The following is an 18,403-nucleotide window of genomic DNA, read 5'->3' as shown; positions in this document are numbered from 1 at the left end:
TTCGGCATAAAGTCCTTCCACGATATGCAATTGGCTGAGGACTCAATGCTCGATACAAATGACGCCCGGCTGGCCGAACGGCCACCAGCCGCGACCATCACTGGCCCGCAGACGCTGCTCTTTGCCGCCGCGGTCGGCATCATCGTCACCAATCTCTTTGCCCCGCAGACGCTGGTCGGCCTCATCGGGCCTTCGCTCGGGGCCGATGCGGCGAGCGTCGGCCTCGTCGCCATGGCGACCCTGCTCGGCTATGCCGCCGGACTGTTCTTCCTGGTGCCGCTCGCCGACCTCTTGGAGAACCGCGCCTTGATCCTGCGCATGCTGATCGCCGCGGCTCTTGCGGCGGGCGTCGCCGCATCGACGCCCACCGCCGCCGCGCTGCTGATTGTGCTGTTCATCCTGGGTGCGGCCTGCTCGGCCATCCAGATCCTGGTGCCGATCGCCGCCTCGATGGCGCCACCCGGACAGGATGGCCGCGTTATCGGCGACGTCATGAGCGGGCTGATGGCTGGCATCCTCTTGGCGCGCCCACTGGCCAGCCTGATCGCCGATGCCTGGGGTTGGCGCGCCTTCTACGGCGTCAGCGCCGCAGCCCTTGTGGTGCTCGTATGCGTGCTCGCCCTCACCTTGCCGCAAAGGCGCCCGGCAGCGAAATCGTCCTATGGCGCGCTGATCGCCTCACTGCTCGACCTGCTGCGCGACGAGCCTCTGCTGCGGCGGCGGGCGCTGACAGCGGCCCTGGTGATGGCGGCATTCAGCCTGTTCTGGACGGCGGTGGCGTTGCGCCTTGCGCAGCCGCCTTTCAATCTCGGTCAGCGCGGCATCGCGCTGTTCGCCCTGGTCGGCGCCGGCGGCGCGGTGGTGACGCCGCTGTTCGGTCGGGCGGGCGATCGCGGCTGGACGCGTTTCGCCACCATCGCCTGCCATCTCGTGCTGATCGGCTCGATGGCGCTTGCGGCCTGGGCCGGCTCCTTCCAATTCGCGGCGTCATGGTGGCCATTGGCGCTGATGGGCATCAGCGCCGTGCTGCTCGACATCGGTGTCACCGGCGACCAGACACTTGGCCGCCGCGCCATCAACCTGCTGCAGCCGAAGGCGCGCGGCCGCCTCAACGGCCTTTTCGTCGGCATCTTCTTCATCGGCGGCGCCATCGGCTCGATGCTGGCCGGCATGGCTTGGACATGGGGCGGCTGGCCGGCGGTCTGCGTGATTGGCGCTGCGTTTGGCCTCTTTGCCCTTCTGGTCGATTGGATTGGCGGATCCGAGTGAGCGACAGGGAACCATGTTGCCGGCAAACTGTTCTAGTCTTCGCCGGAGGATGCCATGAACGACGCGTCGGCAAAGCCCGCGGGCCCCGTCCTTTCATCGACGGAGCGCGTGAATACGCTGTCGCATTTTCACCGCGCAGAGATTGCGCGCATGGCGGGATGGCGAGATCGGCTCGACAGGACGACGAACTGGGCGATCACGGTGGTGGCGGCGCTGCTTTCCGTATCGCTCTCCACGGCCAGTGCGCATCACGGCGTGCTGCTGTTCGCCATGCTGCTGATCCTCCTGCTGCTGTGGATCGAGGCGCGCCGCTATCGGTTCTTCGACTTCTACCGGTCTCGCGTGCGCCAGTTCGAGCGTCATTATTTCGCGCAGATCTTTTCGCCGCAGCCGGACTTTGCCTCCGACTGGCTGCTCATCGTCGGCGAAGGCTTGCGCGCGCCGAAGTTTCTGCTGTCGCAGCGCGCTGCGCTGGCCCGCCGCCTGCGGCGCAACTACATCTACCTGTTCCTGATCCTGCTGTTGGCCTGGGTGGTCAAGATATCGACCCCCAGCCTTCAGACCACGGGCCTCAGGACCGGGTTTGTCGGTTCGCTTCGCGAGGCCGTCGACAGCGCCGCCCTTGGCCCCATTCCCGGTGTGGCGATCGTGATCGTCGTGACGGCTTTCTATGCCGCGCTGTTCGCCTTCGCCTTTTTTGCGTCCGACGACGACGGCGAACTTTCCTTCGGTGACGTACATGTCTGACGTCGACGTCCGGCGAAAGGCGGCTGCAGCGGAAAGGGCGACCCGCGCGGTCGTGCTTGCGGCTTGCTTGCCGTTCCGCCGAGGGTCGGTTTTCGGAGTCTAGATGCCGAAGAACTGCCTGCCGATCATGTAGCCCAGCGCCGCCACGACCAGCGGAAACAGCGCCGGCGCGACCTTGCCGAGAACGGAGACTTGCTGGACCTGCGCCGGCGTGTGGAGCGCGTTGCCGAGATTCTTGGTCATTGCTTGCCTCAGGTTGGAATGATTCATTAGAGAATACTGAATTAACACCATGACCGCATTAACGGCTTGTAAAGAAATTAGTTCGAATAGCGGACCATTGCCTGTCCGCTACGCGCTGCCCGACGCCTGGCCACCAGTGAAAAATCGATGCGCGGCGGGAACCGAATGGCTCGTCCCGTGTTGTGGCGCTCGGGGGCGTAAATGTTGTTCAAGATCTCATCAAGCGCCGGCAGTCGGTCGGCGCGCTTGTGGCTCGAAGGTCAGGCTCGCGCCGCGACAGCGCTGGTCGACAGAGATGCCCGGTCGTCCCAGGATTCTGACATTCTAGCGGAAACCAATCCAACGTCGAAACAGTGCCGACCGATCCATGAGACGCCATGCCAGTATCCAGTACAAAGACCGTAGGCGATCGCAGGCATGCCTTCCTCGCTGGCGGCGGCCAGCTCGGCTGCCTGATCGCGGCGTTCGACTGGGCGTCAACCTCGATCGGCTCGATTGAAAGCTGGCCGCAGAGCCTGAAGACGGCGGTGTCGCTGATCCTGCGCTCGAAGGTGCCGATCGTCATGCTGTGGGGCGAGGACGGCGTCATGATCTACAATGACGGCTATTCGGAATTCGCCGGCGGCCGCCACCCGCGCTTGCTCGGCTCCAAGGTGCGTGAGGGTTGGCCCGAAGTGGCCGACTTCAACGACAACATCATGAAGGTCTGCCTGGCCGGCGGCACGCTTGCCTATCGCGAGCAGATGCTGACGCTCGACCGCACGGGAAAACCCGAGCAGGTCTGGCTCGATCTCGATTATTCGCCGGTACCAGACGAAAGCGGCGAACCGGCCGGCGTCATCGCCATCGTCATCGAGACGACGCAGAAGGTCGCCGCCGAGCGCTGGCGGGCGAGTGAACGCGACCGGCAGCGGCAGATGTTCGAACAGGCACCGGGTTTCATGGCCATGCTGTCCGGGCCCCAGCATGTCGTTGACCTGACAAACGCGGCCTACATGCAGCTGGTCGGCCACCGCGACATCATCGGCATGCCGATCCGCGAGGCCTTGCCCGAGGTCGAAGGGCAAGGTTTCTTCGAGCTGCTTGACCAGGTTTTCACCTCCGGCGAGGCCTTCGTCGGCTACGCGTTGAAGGCCGAACTGCAGCGCACGCCGGGGGCCGAGACCGAAGAGCGCTTCATCGACCTCGTCTATCAGCCGGTGCGCAATCCGGCGGGCGAGGTCTTCGGCATCTTCGTGCAAGGTGTCGACGTCACCGACCGGCTGGTTGCCGAACATGCGCTGCGCCAGAGCGAGATGCAGTTCCGCACCTTCGCCGAAGCGATGCCCAACCATGTCTGGACCGCCTCCCCCGACGGCTTGCTCGATTGGTTCAACCCGCGCGTCTACGACTATTCCGGTGCTTCCGCCGGCGAGCTCGACGGCCAGGCCTGGGCCGCCATCGTGCATCCCGACGATGTCGGTTCGGCCGCGCAAAAATGGCAGCAGGCGCTGGCGGCGGGCATCTTCTACGAGACCGAGTTCCGCTTGCGCCGGCGAGACGGTGCTTATCGCTGGTTCATTGCGCGCGCCGTTCCGATCCGCGATGCCGATGGCGTGATCCTGCGCTGGATCGGCACCAACACCGATATCGACGACCAGAAGCAGGCGGCGCAGGCCCTGCTGCAGAGCGAGCGCCGCCTGCAACTGTCGCAAAATGCCGCCGGCATCGCGGCGCTGGAGCTCGATATCGCCAGCGGAACCGTGGTCGGCTCCGAGGGCTTCTGGGGGCTCTGGGGTTTGTCGCCCCGGGACAGCATTCATATCAGCGTGCTGGAAAACATCGTCATTCCGGAGGACAAGGACGTCCGCTCCAACCCGGAGACGCGCAGGCAGGGGACTGCGGTGCCTGCCGTCGAATACCGCATCCGGAGGCCCGACAATGGCGAATTGCGCTGGCTGTCGCGCCATATCGACTTCGTCCATGACGAGACGGGCAAGCCGATCAAGATGTTCGGCGTCATGCAGGACGTCACCGACCGGCGCGAGGCGCAGACGAGACAAGAGCTGCTGACCCATGAACTGGAGCACCGCATCAAGAACATCCTGGCCATGGTCTCCGCCATCGCCTCGCAGACCTTGCGCAACACCGACATCGAGACCGCCAGCGCCACCTTCAACGAGAGGCTGCGGGCCCTGGCCAACGCCCACGACATTCTCAACAAGACCCGCTGGACCAGTGCCTCCATTCGCGAGGTGGTCGACAACACCATCGCCGCCTTCCCGGTCGCGCAGATCTCGGTTTCAGGCCCGGCCCTGCCGATCAATCCGAAGATGGCGCTGACGCTCGCGCTCGCCGTCAACGAGCTCGCCACCAACGCGCTGAAATATGGCGCGCTGTCGACATCCGACGGCCAGGTGTCGATTGAATGGTCGCTGCAGCCGTCGTCCGAGACAGCCGGCGAAACGCGGCTGATCTGGCGCTGGCGCGAGCGCGGCGGGCCGCCGGTGACACCGCCCAGCCGGCGCGGCTTCGGCCGTTTCCTGATCGAGCGTGTGCTTGGCACCGATTTCGGCGGCACAGTGCAGATCGACTACCACGTCGACGGAGTCGAATGTGTCCTGAATGCACCTGCGCCCCGGTTGCCGACAGCGCGCTACTGACTACATAGGCTGTGTCATGACACTTCAGAACCCCGCCACCGTACTTGTCGTCGAAGACGAAGCGTTCCTGCTGTTTGCCATCGCCGATGAGTTGCGCGAGGCGGGATTCGACGTGCTGGAAGCCACCAACGCCGACCAGGCGATCCGGCTTTTGGAGACACGGCAGGATATCGCCATCCTGTTCACCGATATCGACATGCCGGGTTCGATGGACGGCTTGCGCCTGTCGGCCGCCGTGCGCGACCGCTGGCCGCCGATCAAGATCATCATCACTTCGGGCAAGCGCCGGCCGGCGCAGGATACGATGCCGAGCGGCGGCGTCTTCCTGCCCAAGCCCTATGCCCCGGAGACGGTCGCCGCCACCATCCAGGGACTGCTTGCCTAGAGCCCTGGGGCGCTATCCGCCGAGATAGAGCGGGTGCAGCTCGTCCGGCGACTTCAGCAACTTGATGCAATCGCCGTCATGGACGACCCGGCCGCGGCGCATGGCATACGCGCGGTTGCCGATGTCGACCAGCTCATCCTGCAGGTGCCGCGCTCGACCTTCGGCGACGACACGCTCGCCAGCCTTTCGGCGCCGCTGCCGCTGCCCGGCAAGGACGACAGCCTCACCCATATCGTCTCCGGCTTGATGCAGATGGCGATCGGCGAGGCGCACAAGCTCGACGAGGCCGGCAGCCTCGACGGTGGTGTCTAGCCACATTTCGACAGCTGCTCAGACAGCAACCGACGGGCGATCAGGGCCGACGAAAGCTAGGACTATCACCGCCAGACGCGAACAAGCGTGCTCCGTGAGTGCCCACTCTGTGGAATAAGCAGGAGTGCGGTGAATCTCCGTGAAATCGCAGGCGATCGCAACGAACTTCTGTTCGACGGCTGCTATTAGGCAGATTACGCCGAATTCGGCAGGGTATTGTCGGTTGAGACGCACAGGATGATGTCACATGAACTATTTTGCGGCGGGTCGGATGGTCGAAAATGAGAGCGAAGCGATATGGGAGCATGTCCGTACGGGTTACCCCGTACAGCACCCGTATCTGAACTTGAACAACGCTGCTGTCAGTCCCCCGCCGATCATTGTTGAGGAAGCGGTGATCGACGCGTATCGCTTCATCAGCCGCAACCCGGACTACAATATGTGGAGCGAACTCGACGCCCAACTACCTAGTGTTAAGCGAGACTTGGCGGAACTGATTGATTGTGCCCCCGAAGAAATCGCGCTGAACCGAAACTCATCGGAGGGCCTTTCGACAGCGATCTTCGGAATACCGCTTGTGACTGGCGATGAAGTGCTGATCTCGCCCTGGGACTACCCCAGCGTCCGTTCAGGATGGCTTCAGCGGCAGCAGCGTGAGGGCATCCGGGCCGTAGACTGTGCCTTCGACCTCAAGGACAGCGATGACGATGTCGTCGAAGCCTACGTTGACGCGATGACTCCGCGGACCCGCGTCATGCAGTTGACGCATATGTACCATTGGAATGGGCGTGTTCTTCCCGTGAAGCGGCTTTGCGAGATCGCGCGCGAGCGTAATGTCATCACGATCGTCGATGGCGCTCAAACATTCGCCCAAATGCCAGTCAGTTTTCGCGAACTTGATTGCGATTTCTTTGTTACCAGCCTTCACAAATGGCTTGGCGCGCCGGTAGGCAATGGAATGTTAGTCGTCAATGAGCGTCAGATCGAACCGACATGGCCGTTGCTTGCCCCCTTTGATCAGCCGGCCTTGCACATAGACAAGTTCGACCACTGGAACCTGGGCACATATAATTCCGCAATACAGGCCGGAATCGCTCCTGCCATCAAATTCTACAAGGCGATTGGCGCGGAGAGGATGCACGCGCGATTGCGCGAACTTACCCGATATTGGATTGGTCTCGCTCGTGACATTCCGGGGTTCAGGCTCCATACGGACACCGATACGGACAGCCTGGGCGCGATCAGTCTGTTCTCAATCGAGAACCTGGACATGAAGCAGCTCGAGCGGGATCTGCGCGACAAACATCGAACCCACGTAAAATACCGTAAGGTCGAGCAAGTCGAGGGTCTGCGGGTTTCACCGCATATCTACATGCGCAAGGCGGATCTCGATCAATTCGTCGCCGCCTTACGAAGCGCATTGACGTGACAGGTGTCGACCCTTCCAGGCCATTCGGCTGAAGGCTGGTCGTTGAACTCCATGACTGGCAACACGCCGCCGCGTGTACAACGGCCCCAACGCAGGCTGCCGCCGCAGCGTTGCATCGCCGCGCCCCCACTTTGCCGAAGCCAATACGATCCTCGCTAAATTCGAATGCGCGCTGACGCGCGCCATTGCGACTATTCGCCCTTCGCGGTGATCGAAAAACCGGGGATGCGGTGCGTGATGTAATCAAGCATTTGATCGATGGCGCCTTGCGCATCGATACTTTCCTTGTTGACTGCGCTCCGCAACCATAGGCCGTCGATCAAAGTGGTGATGCCGAGTGTGATCGGTTCGACATCGGCCGGTGCGACAAGGTCGACAAGCGCCGACTTTACATTGGAGCGCATCCTCGCGTGGATCACCTTCTGGAGTCTTGCGAATTGCTCGTCGCTCGAAACCTCCACACACAGTGCCAACCAATTGTGGCATGTAGTCGGCTCGAAAACAGCAGGCGACAGGTTTGTCGCCACGATTGACCACAACCTGTCCGATGGCGTCCTTGCAAGGCGCATCTGCGTGACCACTTCATCGCGAAGTCGTGCATTCGCGTAGAGCATGGTGGCATGGAAAAGCCCCTTCTTGCTGTCAAAATAGTGCAGCACGGTGCTCTTGGATGTGCCCACGCGTTGGGCCACGCGCTCCAATGTCGTCGCGTTAACACCCTCGCTCCTGAGTACATCCATTGCCGCCGAGACCAGTTCGGTGCGCCTGATTTTGCTGAGAGAGGTCAGAGCCATGAACAATCCATTGAGTCGAATTGACCCACCTTGACACGCCTGAACGTGAGTGGCAATTATTGACTGACGGTCAACAAATCGTCCAAAGGTCAAGAAAGGAACCCGAAGATGAGGGGTATTGTCGTATCGTTTGCACTAATTTTGGCAGGAGCGGCGCCGGCTTATGCGCTCGACCCGCAGAGTTGCGCGACTGTGCGCATGGCTGAGCCGGGCTGGAATGACCTCGCCTTCACCACCGGCATCACCGGCGTAGTCCTCGAAGGATTGGGTTACTCGCCAAAGTCCTCGTTGCTGGGTGTGACCGTCATTTTTCAGAGCTTGGCGAACAAGGACCTGGACGCATTCCTGGGCTATTGGGATCCGGCGATGGTAAACGAGTTTGGCAGTTACAAGAACAAAGGCGTCGTTGACACCGTGCGGACCAATCTGACCGGCGCCAAATACACGCTTGCAGTCCCCACCTATGCCTGGGAGGCGGGCGTCAAGGATTTCTCCGATCTAAGCAAGTTCGCCGACAAATTTGCCGATACGATGTATGGCATCGAGCCCGGCTCCAACGCCATCATGTTCAACATTATCGCCGACAAGAATCTAAAGCTGGACGGTTGGAAAGTCGTGGAATCGAGCGAGCAAGGCATGCTGGCGGAAGTCGCTCGCAAGACGCGTCGCAAGGAATGGATTGTGTTTCAGGGCTGGGCGCCACATCCGATGAATACGAAATTCGACTTCAAATACCTCACCGGAGGTGACCAATTCTTTGGCCCCGATTTCGGAGCAGCAACGGTATCGACCCTGGTTCGCCACGGCTACACGGCAGAATGCCCAAACGTCGCGAGGCTTCTGAAGAATCTCGCTTTCGACATAGACTTCGAAAACAAAGGCATGCGCTATTTGATCGATGACAAGATGCAGCCCAAAGACGGGGCGATCAAAGCGCTCAAAGAAGAGCCGCAAAGACTCGATGCCTGGCTCAAGGACGTGACCACCATCGACGGCAAGGACGGACTTTCGGCCGTCAAGGCATATCTGGGCTTGTGAGTGCGCAGAACCGGCGCGCTCCCGGGTAGCGCGCTGAGCCAAATAACCGCAAAGAGGATACAATGTCCGACAAACTGGCGACAACGGTCATGCGCGCGACCGTGTCAGCACCTGTGGTTCCAGCATTTGCCGAATGGGAGAAGGGCAAACAACACGTACGGTTGCCCAATGGCCAGATGCTTGCCTTCATTGACTTGGGAGAGAGCGAGGAAATCCCGCTCCTGCTTCTGCACGGCCTTACCGATAGCAGCGTGAGCTTTGCCGGCATCACCCCCTTTTTCCCTGGACGGCGGCTGATCATCCCGGACCTTCGCGGTCACGGTGCTTCCGGCAGGCCGCAGACAGGCTACTCAGTGACTGATTTCGCCGAGGATGCGAGGCTGTTGCTAACGGAACTTGGCATTCGCCGCGCCGAAGTGGTGGGCCATTCACTCGGTGGCATGGTTGCGCAGTGCCTCACCGGCCTCTACCCCGAGACCACAAGCCGACTGATCCTCATCGGCACCTCCCTGAACCCCACCGGCCCGAGCGGACGCCTGAGTAGTGAACTTGAAAAGCTTGAGACGCTCGAGCCTGACGGCGACTTCCTGAAACGATGGTACGCCAATCCCGGAAATGTTCCCGAGCCATTTCTTGCCAAGCTGCGGCTTGATGCGAGCACTATGCCCATCATCATATTGCGGCAAATCCTGCACGAGTTGGCTCAGGGCCAGACGAATAGACGCCCTTTAATCACAAAACCAGCACTCTTGATCTGGGGCGAAGAGGATCCGTTTTTCGATTTGTCGCATCAAGAAGCACTGCTTTCTGCCATTCCTGGCGCCAGCCTTTCGCGTCTTCCCGGTCACGGCCACAACCCCTTCTGGGAATCGCCCGAGCGGGTGGCGAGCCTGATGCGCGATTTCCTCGTCCCGTAAGCTGTTGCTAGAGTCTTCTTTTTCCCCACGTTAAGGACTGCCGGATGGATCGCTTCGCTGAATGGCTCTCCAGCTACAAGATTCCCATTGGATCGGCGGGTGAGCGTTTTTTCACCTTGGTCACCGACAATTTCTCAGGGTTTTTCGATGGCATCTCCGCCTCGCTCGGATTTCTGATCGATGGTCTTGTCAGCATCCTGCTGTGGATCCCATCGCCGGTCATCATCTTGACGGCCGCGGTCGTTCTTTATCTGACGAAGCGATCCTGGAAACTCTCGGCCGGTGTGGCGGCAGGCCTGCTCATGATCGCCAATCAGGGTTTCTGGGTCGAAACCATGCAGACCCTCGCGCTGGTGGTCTTCGCCACCGCAAGCTCCATGCTGATCGGTGTGCCGATCGGCATCTTTCTTGGCCATCGCAAACGGCTGTATCAACTGGTGCTTCCAGTGCTCGACCTCATGCAGACTCTGCCTACGTTTGTTTATCTCATACCAACGCTCGTTCTGTTCGGTCTGGGCACAGCACCTGGCCTGGTGGCCACAATCGTATTTACCGTGCCAACGGTTATTCGAATGAGCTACCTTGGCTTTAGTTCGGTGCCGCAGCAGATACTTGAAGCCGGTCTCGCGTTTGGCGCATCGCCTTCGCTACTCTTGTGGAAGATCGAAATGCCAAGTGCCCTGCCGGTGATTATGGAAGGGCTAACGCAATGCATCATGCTGGCGCTGTCCATGGTTGTGGTCGCCGCCTTGGTCGGTGCCGACGGCCTTGGCAAGCCGGTGGTGCGAGCCCTTTCGGCCGTCAACATACCGCTCGGACTGGAGGCAGGTTTGTCGATTGTAATGCTCGCCATCATCCTGGACAGAGCGCTCAAAGTCGTTCGCAAGTAGGTTCATGGGCCGTGTACCTTCGAGTGCGAGCTTTCGATCGCGACCTGAGCCGCGCGAATGGCATTATGGCCAGCGGCATATGAAGAGCCGCACCTACGGGTCGGATACATGGACCGCACCAACCAGTAACTGCAGAGCGCTCAAACAGAACCCTTGCCAACGGAGAGCCGTCCATACACGGCCCAAGGCTGTCGGGGTGTATGCGCCTCATGTCGGCCATGGCGGCGAACCTTGCCTCCGCCCGGAACCAGACATTGCAGTTGACCACGCCAGAGGTCGTGGTTGCGCCAGAAGCCGAAGTTGATTTTCATAGCGTTTGAATGCCGTTAACGGCGGCGAACCAGCTGTTCGCAACGCCGGCAAGATGGCCCTGCGGAAATGCCGTCGGCTAGGTTGCCGGCGGCCTTCAAGAACTGCATCGCGACGCCTCTGGCCTGGCACCGGGCTGCGGAACCAACGCCGACAGACACGCAGGGCACCCTTAGCCCGCAAAGGCGCAACTCGGTACACGAGGGACGACCATACCTCTGCGGAAACAACTTGAAGAAACGCTTCGCTACCCATAGCATGCCTTCCCCTGGCGAAATCTGATCAGGAGGTCAATGGGATCGGTCGGGTTTTTAAGCCAGTGCAAAGTAGGGAGGATAATTATGGCTTCCGAAGTACAGGCAAACAATGGCGTTAACGTCGAGGCGCTGCTCGGCGCACGCGAAGCTCTTACCAACGCCCCGGAGGCTGCGCAGTTCAAGTGGCGCGCGGCCTGCGAATGGAAGGATGGCACCCACAGCCACTCGACGGTCGAGAGCTTTTACGGTCTCGGCCAGGACCAGCATCGCAAGACCACCTTCACATTCGATGCCGACCATCCGGAGGTCTTCGCTTCCTTGGATCAGGGCGCCACGCCTGTCGAATACGTGCTTGTCGGGCTCGCGAGTTGCCTGACCGCCGGCATCGCCGCGGTTGCCCAGAACCGGAACATCCAGTTGAAGTCGGTGAAGGCGACCATCGAAGGCGACATGGATATTGCGGGCATACTCGGCATCGACAGCGACGTCCGCAACGGCTTCAGCGGCATCACGGTGAAGTACAACATCGACGCCGACGCCAAGCGTGAGGACATCGAGGCTCTCGTCGCTCAGTCGCAAAAGCGGTCGGCAGTCTATGACATTGTTACCAATCCGACGAACGTCACGGTCGTAGTGAATTGAAAGGCGCTTCGAGCCGTAGACTCTCCTGATGAGAGGGCGTGATTAGTTCCGTCACCACAGTGATCGTCGGTGCAGGGCACGCGGGGCTCGCGATGAGCCGCTGCCTCGCGGAGCGCTCGATCGACCATGTGCTGCTGGAGCGCGGCGAGATTGCCCATACCTGGCGCACGGAGCGATGGGATTCGCTGCGGTTGCTTACCCCGAACTGGCAGAGCCGGCTGCCGGGCTTCCGCTATGAAGGCGACGACCCTGACGGCTACCGCACGATGCCCGAGGTGATCGATTTCCTCGGGAACTATGCCAAGGCGATCTCGGCTCCGGTCAGAACCCACACGACCGTTACCTCGGTTCGCAGCGACGGAGCGGGATATCTGGTGCGCACGGACCGCGGCGAGTGGCGGTGCCGGACCGTGGTGCTGGCGTCGGGCGCTTGCAACATCGCGCGCCTGCCCGATTTGGCCGCCCGCGTGCCGCGGTCGGTCACCATGCTGACGGCACAGTCCTACCGCAATCCGGGCCAGGTCGCCGACGGTGGCGTGATGGTGGTGGGCGCGTCGTCGAGCGGCACCCAGATCGCACAGGAGCTGCAGCGTTCGGGGCGTCAAGTGACCTTGTCGGTGGGCGAGCACATCCGGGCGCCCCGCGTCTATCGCGGCAAGGACCTGGAATGGTGGATGGATGCCGCCGGCGTGCTCGATGAGCGCTACGACGAGGTGGACGACATCAGGCGGGCGCGACGCGTTCCTTCGCTGCAGCTTGCCGGCACGCCCGACCGCACCACCCTCGACCTCAATGCGCTCGACGACCTCGGCGTCCGGCTCATCGGTCGTCTCGCCGGCATCACCGAAGACGGCAAGGCCCAGTTTGCGGGGTCGTTGCGCAACATGTGTGCGCTTTCCGATCTCAAGATGGCCCGGCTGCTCGACCTCATCGACGATTGGGCGTGCGCCAACGGCCTCGACGCCACGGTCGGGCCGCCGGATCGCTTGCCGCCGACCCGTGTCGAGGACAACCCGCCGCTCGGCCTCGACCTCGCCACTGGCGCGATCAGGACGATCATCTGGGCCACCGGCTACCGGCCGGACTACTCCTGGCTGGAGCTGCCGGTCCTCGACCGCAAGGGCCACATCCGTCACGACGGCGGTGTAGCGGAACATCCGGGCCTGTACCTGATGGGGACGCAGTTCCTGCGCCGCCGCAAGTCTGCGCTGATCGACGGCGCTGGCGACGACGCGCGTGATCTCAGCGATCATCTGGCATCGTATCTCGGGCAAAATTGAAATCTGCTGGCAGGATCAACGTCGGACCAAAGGGGTTGCCGCGACAACGCCGAATTCTATGCCCCTGCAATCATATTCCCAAGTGCAGCTTTGGCTTCCAGAACGGGCGGAACAACTCAATCTTGGGACAGCGGTTCATCACCACTTTCAAGCCCGCATCCTCCGCCAACTGGGCGGCAGCGTCATCGCGCACCCCAATCTGACCCCACAGAACCTTGGCATTGATTGCGATGGCCTCCTGTGCAACTTCCAACAGATCTTCGGAGCGGCGAAAAACCTCAACCATATCCACCGGCCGGTCGATGGCCGCCAGTGATGCGTACACCTTGAGCCCTCGAATTTCATCCAGCCCGGGACTGGGGTTGACCGGGATCATGTCATAGCCGATTTCGTGCAGCACCCTGAGAACACCATAGGAAAACTTGGTTTTGTCGGGGCTGGCCCCCACCATCGCGATGGTTTTGACCGATTTCAGAATGTCTTGCAGATAAGCCTCCGAATAGGGCTCATCATGATTCATATGGGTCATTTCTTTGCTTCCAACGGGGTCGCAATATCGGCTTTCAATTCATGAGCAGCCAGCGGGTCAAGGAAGGGGTTGCGGTAGAGCTTGTCGTGACTCTCGACACCGACCTCCAGCGTGCAGTCGCTCATAGGGCGGGCGACGCAAAGGATTATATAGCCATTGTTGATCTGGCGGTTGTTCAGCGCCCGCTGCGCCTTTTGATCGACTTTGCCGCTGATTATTTTGGCCGCACAGGTTATGCAGCCGCCATACTTGCACCCATACGGCAGATCCACGCCCTGCTCGCGCAAGCTTTGCAAGAGGGGCTTGCGGTGATCGACGTCAAAGGCCGCACCGCCTTGATTGGCGAGAGTGATGGTGAAGCTGGTCATACCCAGATGTCGCTCGTGCAATCACCGCCGGGATAACGGGTTTCGTGGCAGCGGCTTGGTCCGTTTGGTTCCTTGCCAAAATCAACAACGAATAGCGGATCGATTTCCATGCCGCCGTTTTCCGTATCGCAATTGACCATCAGCATGCATCCGCCATTGGTGCGGATTTCCGGATAGAACTGATTATCCCAGGTCGAGAAGAGTGAGGTCGTCACATAGAGGCGCTTGCCGTCGAGGCTGAGCTGTATCATCTGAGGCCCGCCAGTCACTTTCACGCCATTGACCTCAGGCGCACGGCCGAGAAGGCCGCCCATCCACACTTGCCCAGAAAGCTTGGCATTGTGAGGGTCCGAGATGTCATACTGACGAATGTCGCCGTGCAACCAGTTGCACAGATAGAGGTATTGATCGTCCATACTGAGCAGAATGACCGAGATCACGCCCGGTATCGGGATCGGCCATTCGGGGTGCGGCTCATTGTCGACATCGACAATTTTTTCCCATTGCCAATCACCCGCCGCATCCTTCCACCAATGGATGATATTTGCAGAAAGGGCCGCGCCGACAAAGCCGTGACTGCTGTCGGGGTTATGATGGAAGCGCACTTCCAGTGGGATCAAGCCATCTTCACCGAGATAGAATGTCTGCTTTGGCTCCTTCTTTTCAAAATCCCAGAAATGAATCTCTCGGCCATATTTCAGATGGCCAACCTCTTCCAGGTCAAAACCAGGCATGAAGGTATTGGGTGCGGCCCACTCCGAGCTGACCATCACGTTGTGTCGCGGCTGGTACCAGAAATCATAACCAAACTTGATGCTGCCCATGGAGTTTTCCCAACGGCCGACAATCTCGAACTCCTTGCTGAGCTGTAAATATCCGCCGGGGGCATTGCCTTGAGCGTCGCCAAGCATGGAAATGATGATGTCCGAGCCGAGGCAATGCACCGTGTGTGGTGCCGACAAGTTGGTCCTGGCTTTGATTTCAGCGCCGTCTATGACCTTGAATAGTGTCGGATTGCGGGGATCGGTACCGCAATCGACAATATGCAGATTGGACGAGCGCACACCCGGCACAATCAGATATTTCCGCTCCATGCCCGCATCGCCATGGCACGACGAACAGGCATTCCAGCCCGAGTGATGAAGCTCATCGCCAATCCCCGGCATTTGCAAACGTGAAATCACTTGGCTGTAGGTCGAACTCTCCGGGTCGACATCAATGGTACACAGATAGTCCGGCTTCTGAATGCCCGTGCCAGTGTAGATGGCAATCGTATAGAGCAGCTTTTCGCGAGGTGCCCTCATCGCCTCGGCTGGAGAAGCATAGCCCGGTCCACAGCAATGATTGGTCATGGGTACTTCCCCAATTTGAACAGATCACTGGCCAGCCCCAACGGGGTCAAGCTGGAATGTTAGTGCATGCTTGGCATTGGCGCTACAGCCGGGGTGGCTCGAAGGTCCGCCTCTGGCCTTCAGAGCCTCGAATCCGCCCATCCCCCTGTCGGCCCAAATGCTACCGGGCGGCAATGCGCCAATCCCGGTCGTTCGTGGCGCAGTCCGAATTGGACATTCCGTTCTACTGGCTCGCAGGCGGGCAAAGCCAAAGCGCCATGTCGCGGAGTACGACCCTGACGAACTTGTACGCCATCCTCGCGCGTGATATCGATACTCATGCGTGGACTGTTGACACTTGTCGTGTTGGCGTTTGCCGCGACCAATGCAGCGGCGGGCGATGTGCTGTTCGACGCCATAGCTGCCGGCGACAAAGTGGGTGTCGAGCAAGCTCTCGCGAGCGGCGCCGACGTTGACAGGCGGGCACGCGACCAAGCAACCCTCCTCATCGCTGCTGCGCTCGACGACCAGCCCGCAATTGCGGAATTGCTGGTGAGCAAGGGCGCCGACGTCATGGCCCGGAACTCGGGCGGCTTCACTCCGCTTCATGCGGCGGCCTTCTCGGGCAGCCTGCCGATCGCCAAGCTGCTGCTGGAAAAAGGCGCGGTGCTCGAAGATGCTGCCAACAAGGCGGGTGCTACGCCGTTGTTGGTGGCCGCCGAGGAAAACCACGTTGAAGTGGCCGAATTCCTTATTGCGAAAGGTGCCGATGTGAACCACCCCGAGGGCCATGGCTACATGCCGATAACGCGCGCATTCTGGAAGGGCAACACGGATATCATACGACTGTTCAAACGCCATGGTGCTACCTGCCAAGCCAAAATCCTTGGCGAGGCGAACGCGGCGAAGTGCGCCGAGATCCACGATTGACGGAGGATACAGATGAGCACGATGATCAAGTCACGACTGGTTCGGAATTTGGGGGCGGCTGCCCTGGTCGCGGTAGCTGCGGTCGCCGGCGCGGGATCGGCCTGGGCCGACGATTCGGTAAACACCGGCTATTTCGGCGGTGTGGCGATCATGGGCTACGACACGGTCGCTTACTTCACCGACGGCAAGGCCGTGAAGGGCTCCGAAGAGTTCACTTATGACTGGCTGGGGACACCCTGGCATTTCGCCAGCAAGAAACACCAGGAAATGTTCATGAGCGAGCCGGTCAAGTACGCCCCTCAATATGGCGGCTACTGCGCCGGCGAAGTCGTGGGCGGAGGGGTAACGGTCAACGTCGATCCCGAGGCATTCAAGATTATCGACGGCAAGCTCTACCTGATCTACGACGTCGGCAATGCGGACACTTTCGCCGCCCATGCGGATGAAGAAATACCGAAAGCCGATGCCAACTGGCCGAAGGTCGCGGCCAATTTGGAGCTCGATAAGTATCACTGAGACGCGCGCGCGCGTCTACTGAACCACCGTGAAGTGAAACACCTTGCTTGTATTGGCATAGGAGTAGCCTTTGCCGGCTTCGTCATTGCGCCTGTAGACGTGACCGCAGTCGGGGCGCCCGAACAGGTTCTCGCTCTGCTCGCACAAGAGATCGCCATCGACGTAGACGGTCTCGGTGACCAGCCGCGTCGTCGAGCGGAAAGCTGCCCTGCCGTCGCTCCCGATCTGAAGGAAGGCTGGTTGGAGACCGGGTTCGATCTGGCCTTGCAGTGTATGGCCAATGACGAGGGACGCGATCTCAGCACCCTTCAACTGGTCGTGTTCGTCCGGGGTAAAGCCGAAGCGCCATTGGGGTAGGCCTGCTTGGCGCAGTGCGTTGACGAGAATCGCCAGATCCTGCGGGTTCCGGAAATGTGCGTGAGTCATCTGCCACCCAGCCAAGGAGTCCACGTAGCTGGACCCCGCTACGAGGCGGAGCCCATCGGCGATTGCGGCTTTCGCATCCGGTAAACGGCCCCCGCGGACATACGCCGCGGCGAGCGTAAACCGAAAGTTGCCAACCGTGGGCGCATCGTCGCGTGTGCGTTCGAGAGTCGCGATCGCTTTCTCGACATTCCCTTGGAGAAGGAAAACCAGCCCAGCAGCTTCCCGGTTGATGGGTGAAAGATTGGGATCGAGCCTGAGCGCCGTCTCGACCGCGGCGGCTGCGTCGGCATGATTGCCGGCGTATGACTGAACATATCCAAGGGCTGCTTGCGCCTCTGCATCGCCCGGACCGATTGAAACAGCCTTCTTGGCAGAGGCAATCGCATCTTCGTAGCGGCGATTGACGACTTGCATGATACCGAGAATTGCATAGGGCGATGAAAGGTCCGGTTCGAGTTCCAGAGCTCGGCTCGCCTTCTCATAGGCTCTCTTTCGTGCTGGCGCGCTCTGCATGATGTCGTTGAAAGCCTCGCGCCAGACATAGACGGTCGTGCGCGCGTCGGCCGCGAAGGCTTCGGCGAAAGCGGGGTCGAGCTCCTCCGCCTTGTCGTAGAGCGTGAGCGCCTCCCGCAGCCCGGCCAGCAGGACGCTGCGTGACGCCGTCTCGGCCTGTAGATAGTAATCGTAGGCCTCGAGATTGTTCGTCGGCGGGCGCGCCATGCGCTCGCTTTCCGCCGCCGAAGCCCGGATGCCCAGCGCCTTGGCGATCTCCCGGCTCATCTCGTCCTGGACACTGAACACGCCAGCCATGCCGCGGTCGAACCGGTTGGCCCACAGATTGTCGCCCGTGGCCGTATCGATGAGCTGGGCATTGAGGCGGATCTGCTCGCCTGTGCGGCGGACGCTCCCCTCGACGACGAAGCGGACGCCAAGGTCGCGCGCGACGTCCGCCAGCGCGGCAGGCTTGTCCTTGTAGGCGAACACCGAGTTGCGCGCGATGACGTCCAGACCGGAAAGCTTGGTGAGGTCGGTGATCAGATCTTCGGTGATGCCGTCAGCGAAATAGTCCTGGCCTGGATCGCCGCCGAGGTTTGCAAACGGCAGCACCGCAACCGATGGCCGCGATGGCACCGAGAACTTCTGCCACCA

General features: G+C 60.8%; 19 protein-coding genes. 13 read left to right on the top strand and 6 right to left on the bottom strand.

Annotation, left to right across the window (positions count from 1 at the left end; all coding sequences use genetic code 11):
- The first annotated feature begins 45 nt into the window (after nucleotides 1-45).
- Together AC1D10_RS29420 and AC1D10_RS29415 are read left to right on the top strand one after the other, a co-directional pair.
- The gene (locus tag AC1D10_RS29420) at nucleotides 46-1,269 is read left to right on the top strand and encodes an MFS transporter (RefSeq protein ID WP_477278189.1); all 1,224 of its coding nucleotides are present in this window, start codon (nucleotides 46-48) and stop codon (nucleotides 1,267-1,269) included.
- Nucleotides 1,270-1,323: 54 nt separating this feature from the next.
- On the top strand, nucleotides 1,324-2,016 hold the full coding sequence (locus AC1D10_RS29415) for a DUF2270 domain-containing protein (RefSeq protein WP_477278187.1): 693 nt from the start codon (nucleotides 1,324-1,326) through the stop codon (nucleotides 2,014-2,016).
- A gap of 99 nt (nucleotides 2,017-2,115) precedes the next feature.
- Here the strand turns inward: AC1D10_RS29415 and AC1D10_RS29410 are convergent, their stop codons facing one another.
- Nucleotides 2,116-2,259, bottom strand: a complete 144-nt coding sequence (locus AC1D10_RS29410) for a hypothetical protein (RefSeq protein ID WP_379098609.1) — start codon at nucleotides 2,257-2,259, stop codon at nucleotides 2,116-2,118.
- A gap of 377 nt (nucleotides 2,260-2,636) precedes the next feature.
- Here AC1D10_RS29410 and AC1D10_RS29405 point away from each other — a divergent pair, with 377 nt between their 5' ends.
- From AC1D10_RS29405 to AC1D10_RS29390, 4 genes are all read left to right on the top strand, one after another.
- On the top strand, nucleotides 2,637-4,901 hold the full coding sequence (locus AC1D10_RS29405; protein WP_477278184.1) for a PAS domain-containing sensor histidine kinase: 2,265 nt from the start codon (nucleotides 2,637-2,639) through the stop codon (nucleotides 4,899-4,901).
- Between the two features lie 16 nt (nucleotides 4,902-4,917).
- Complete coding sequence (locus tag AC1D10_RS29400; protein ID WP_477278182.1) at nucleotides 4,918-5,286, top strand: response regulator; 369 nt, start codon at nucleotides 4,918-4,920, stop codon at nucleotides 5,284-5,286.
- A 78-nt stretch (nucleotides 5,287-5,364) separates the two neighbouring features.
- Nucleotides 5,365-5,598: a hypothetical protein gene (locus AC1D10_RS29395; RefSeq protein ID WP_477278180.1), complete on the top strand. Its 234-nt coding sequence runs from the start codon at nucleotides 5,365-5,367 to the stop codon at nucleotides 5,596-5,598.
- 247 nt (nucleotides 5,599-5,845) lie between these two features.
- Nucleotides 5,846-7,027, top strand: coding sequence for an aminotransferase class V-fold PLP-dependent enzyme (locus AC1D10_RS29390; protein ID WP_477278178.1), 1,182 nt, complete (start codon nucleotides 5,846-5,848; stop codon nucleotides 7,025-7,027).
- Between the two features lie 191 nt (nucleotides 7,028-7,218).
- Here the strand turns inward: AC1D10_RS29390 and betI are convergent, their stop codons facing one another.
- Entirely contained in the window at nucleotides 7,219-7,821 is a 603-nt protein-coding gene (gene betI / locus AC1D10_RS29385; RefSeq protein ID WP_477278176.1) for a transcriptional regulator BetI, read from the bottom strand.
- A gap of 108 nt (nucleotides 7,822-7,929) precedes the next feature.
- Between betI and choX the strand changes: the two genes are divergently transcribed.
- The 5 genes from choX (at nucleotide 7,930) to AC1D10_RS29360 (ending at nucleotide 13,154) form a co-directional block, all read left to right on the top strand.
- Nucleotides 7,930-8,859, top strand: coding sequence for a choline ABC transporter substrate-binding protein (choX, locus tag AC1D10_RS29380; RefSeq protein ID WP_477278174.1), 930 nt, complete (start codon nucleotides 7,930-7,932; stop codon nucleotides 8,857-8,859).
- 62 nt (nucleotides 8,860-8,921) lie between these two features.
- Nucleotides 8,922-9,776: an alpha/beta fold hydrolase gene (locus AC1D10_RS29375; RefSeq protein WP_477278172.1), complete on the top strand. Its 855-nt coding sequence runs from the start codon at nucleotides 8,922-8,924 to the stop codon at nucleotides 9,774-9,776.
- 44 nt (nucleotides 9,777-9,820) lie between these two features.
- Nucleotides 9,821-10,666, top strand: coding sequence for an ABC transporter permease subunit (locus AC1D10_RS29370; protein ID WP_477278170.1), 846 nt, complete (start codon nucleotides 9,821-9,823; stop codon nucleotides 10,664-10,666).
- Nucleotides 10,667-11,316: 650 nt separating this feature from the next.
- The gene (locus AC1D10_RS29365; protein WP_379098600.1) at nucleotides 11,317-11,874 is read left to right on the top strand and encodes an OsmC family protein; all 558 of its coding nucleotides are present in this window, start codon (nucleotides 11,317-11,319) and stop codon (nucleotides 11,872-11,874) included.
- A 38-nt stretch (nucleotides 11,875-11,912) separates the two neighbouring features.
- Nucleotides 11,913-13,154: an NAD(P)-binding domain-containing protein gene (locus AC1D10_RS29360; protein ID WP_477278168.1), complete on the top strand. Its 1,242-nt coding sequence runs from the start codon at nucleotides 11,913-11,915 to the stop codon at nucleotides 13,152-13,154.
- 70 nt (nucleotides 13,155-13,224) lie between these two features.
- On the opposite strand, the gene AC1D10_RS29355 is transcribed toward AC1D10_RS29360, so the two are convergent.
- Genes AC1D10_RS29355 through AC1D10_RS29345 form a run of 3 tightly spaced genes read right to left on the bottom strand, consistent with a single transcriptional unit; the run spans nucleotide 13,225 to nucleotide 15,403 of the window.
- A complete protein-coding gene (locus AC1D10_RS29355) occupies nucleotides 13,225-13,674 on the bottom strand; it encodes a CoA-binding protein (protein WP_477278646.1) in 450 nt (149 codons plus the stop codon).
- Nucleotides 13,675-13,679: 5 nt separating this feature from the next.
- Nucleotides 13,680-14,051, bottom strand: coding sequence for a 2Fe-2S iron-sulfur cluster-binding protein (locus AC1D10_RS29350; protein ID WP_111543472.1), 372 nt, complete (start codon nucleotides 14,049-14,051; stop codon nucleotides 13,680-13,682).
- Nucleotides 14,048-15,403, bottom strand: a complete 1,356-nt coding sequence (locus AC1D10_RS29345; RefSeq protein WP_477278165.1) for a selenium-binding family protein — start codon at nucleotides 15,401-15,403, stop codon at nucleotides 14,048-14,050. Before AC1D10_RS29345 ends, AC1D10_RS29350 begins: the two co-directional genes overlap by 4 nt.
- A gap of 318 nt (nucleotides 15,404-15,721) precedes the next feature.
- On the opposite strand from AC1D10_RS29345, the gene AC1D10_RS29340 reads away from it, so the two are divergent.
- Together AC1D10_RS29340 and AC1D10_RS29335 are read left to right on the top strand one after the other, a co-directional pair.
- The gene (locus AC1D10_RS29340) at nucleotides 15,722-16,312 is read left to right on the top strand and encodes an ankyrin repeat domain-containing protein (protein ID WP_477278163.1); all 591 of its coding nucleotides are present in this window, start codon (nucleotides 15,722-15,724) and stop codon (nucleotides 16,310-16,312) included.
- Nucleotides 16,313-16,324: 12 nt separating this feature from the next.
- Nucleotides 16,325-16,828 carry a YHS domain-containing (seleno)protein gene (locus AC1D10_RS29335; RefSeq protein ID WP_477278161.1) on the top strand — a complete coding sequence of 168 codons (504 nt, stop codon included), beginning with the start codon at nucleotides 16,325-16,327 and terminating at the stop codon, nucleotides 16,826-16,828.
- A gap of 15 nt (nucleotides 16,829-16,843) precedes the next feature.
- On the opposite strand, the gene AC1D10_RS29330 is transcribed toward AC1D10_RS29335, so the two are convergent.
- Nucleotides 16,844-18,403: tetratricopeptide repeat protein (locus AC1D10_RS29330; RefSeq protein ID WP_477278159.1), on the bottom strand; the 1,560-nt coding region annotated here is incomplete at its 5' end.

This window comes from Mesorhizobium sp. P2_A8 (assembly GCF_056404935.1).
The sequence above is the reverse complement of the archived record's forward strand: the minus strand, read 5'-3'. Positions and strand labels throughout refer to the sequence as shown.

Coding starts and splice junctions, on each gene's coding strand:
- AC1D10_RS29395 (WP_477278180.1), top strand. CDS start 5,365: ATGGACGACCCGGCCGCGGCGCATGGCATACGCGCGGTTGCCGATGTC.
- AC1D10_RS29340 (WP_477278163.1), top strand. CDS start 15,722: ATGCGTGGACTGTTGACACTTGTCGTGTTGGCGTTTGCCGCGACCAAT.
- AC1D10_RS29355 (WP_477278646.1), bottom strand. CDS start 13,674: ATGAATCATGATGAGCCCTATTCGGAGGCTTATCTGCAAGACATTCTG.
- AC1D10_RS29345 (WP_477278165.1), bottom strand. CDS start 15,403: ATGACCAATCATTGCTGTGGACCGGGCTATGCTTCTCCAGCCGAGGCG.
- AC1D10_RS29405 (WP_477278184.1), top strand. CDS start 2,637: ATGCCAGTATCCAGTACAAAGACCGTAGGCGATCGCAGGCATGCCTTC.
- AC1D10_RS29400 (WP_477278182.1), top strand. CDS start 4,918: ATGACACTTCAGAACCCCGCCACCGTACTTGTCGTCGAAGACGAAGCG.
- AC1D10_RS29350 (WP_111543472.1), bottom strand. CDS start 14,051: ATGACCAGCTTCACCATCACTCTCGCCAATCAAGGCGGTGCGGCCTTT.
- AC1D10_RS29335 (WP_477278161.1), top strand. CDS start 16,325: ATGAGCACGATGATCAAGTCACGACTGGTTCGGAATTTGGGGGCGGCT.
- AC1D10_RS29420 (WP_477278189.1), top strand. CDS start 46: ATGCTCGATACAAATGACGCCCGGCTGGCCGAACGGCCACCAGCCGCG.
- choX (WP_477278174.1), top strand. CDS start 7,930: ATGAGGGGTATTGTCGTATCGTTTGCACTAATTTTGGCAGGAGCGGCG.
- AC1D10_RS29390 (WP_477278178.1), top strand. CDS start 5,846: ATGAACTATTTTGCGGCGGGTCGGATGGTCGAAAATGAGAGCGAAGCG.
- AC1D10_RS29375 (WP_477278172.1), top strand. CDS start 8,922: ATGTCCGACAAACTGGCGACAACGGTCATGCGCGCGACCGTGTCAGCA.
- AC1D10_RS29365 (WP_379098600.1), top strand. CDS start 11,317: ATGGCTTCCGAAGTACAGGCAAACAATGGCGTTAACGTCGAGGCGCTG.
- AC1D10_RS29370 (WP_477278170.1), top strand. CDS start 9,821: ATGGATCGCTTCGCTGAATGGCTCTCCAGCTACAAGATTCCCATTGGA.
- betI (WP_477278176.1), bottom strand. CDS start 7,821: ATGGCTCTGACCTCTCTCAGCAAAATCAGGCGCACCGAACTGGTCTCG.
- AC1D10_RS29415 (WP_477278187.1), top strand. CDS start 1,324: ATGAACGACGCGTCGGCAAAGCCCGCGGGCCCCGTCCTTTCATCGACG.
- AC1D10_RS29410 (WP_379098609.1), bottom strand. CDS start 2,259: ATGACCAAGAATCTCGGCAACGCGCTCCACACGCCGGCGCAGGTCCAG.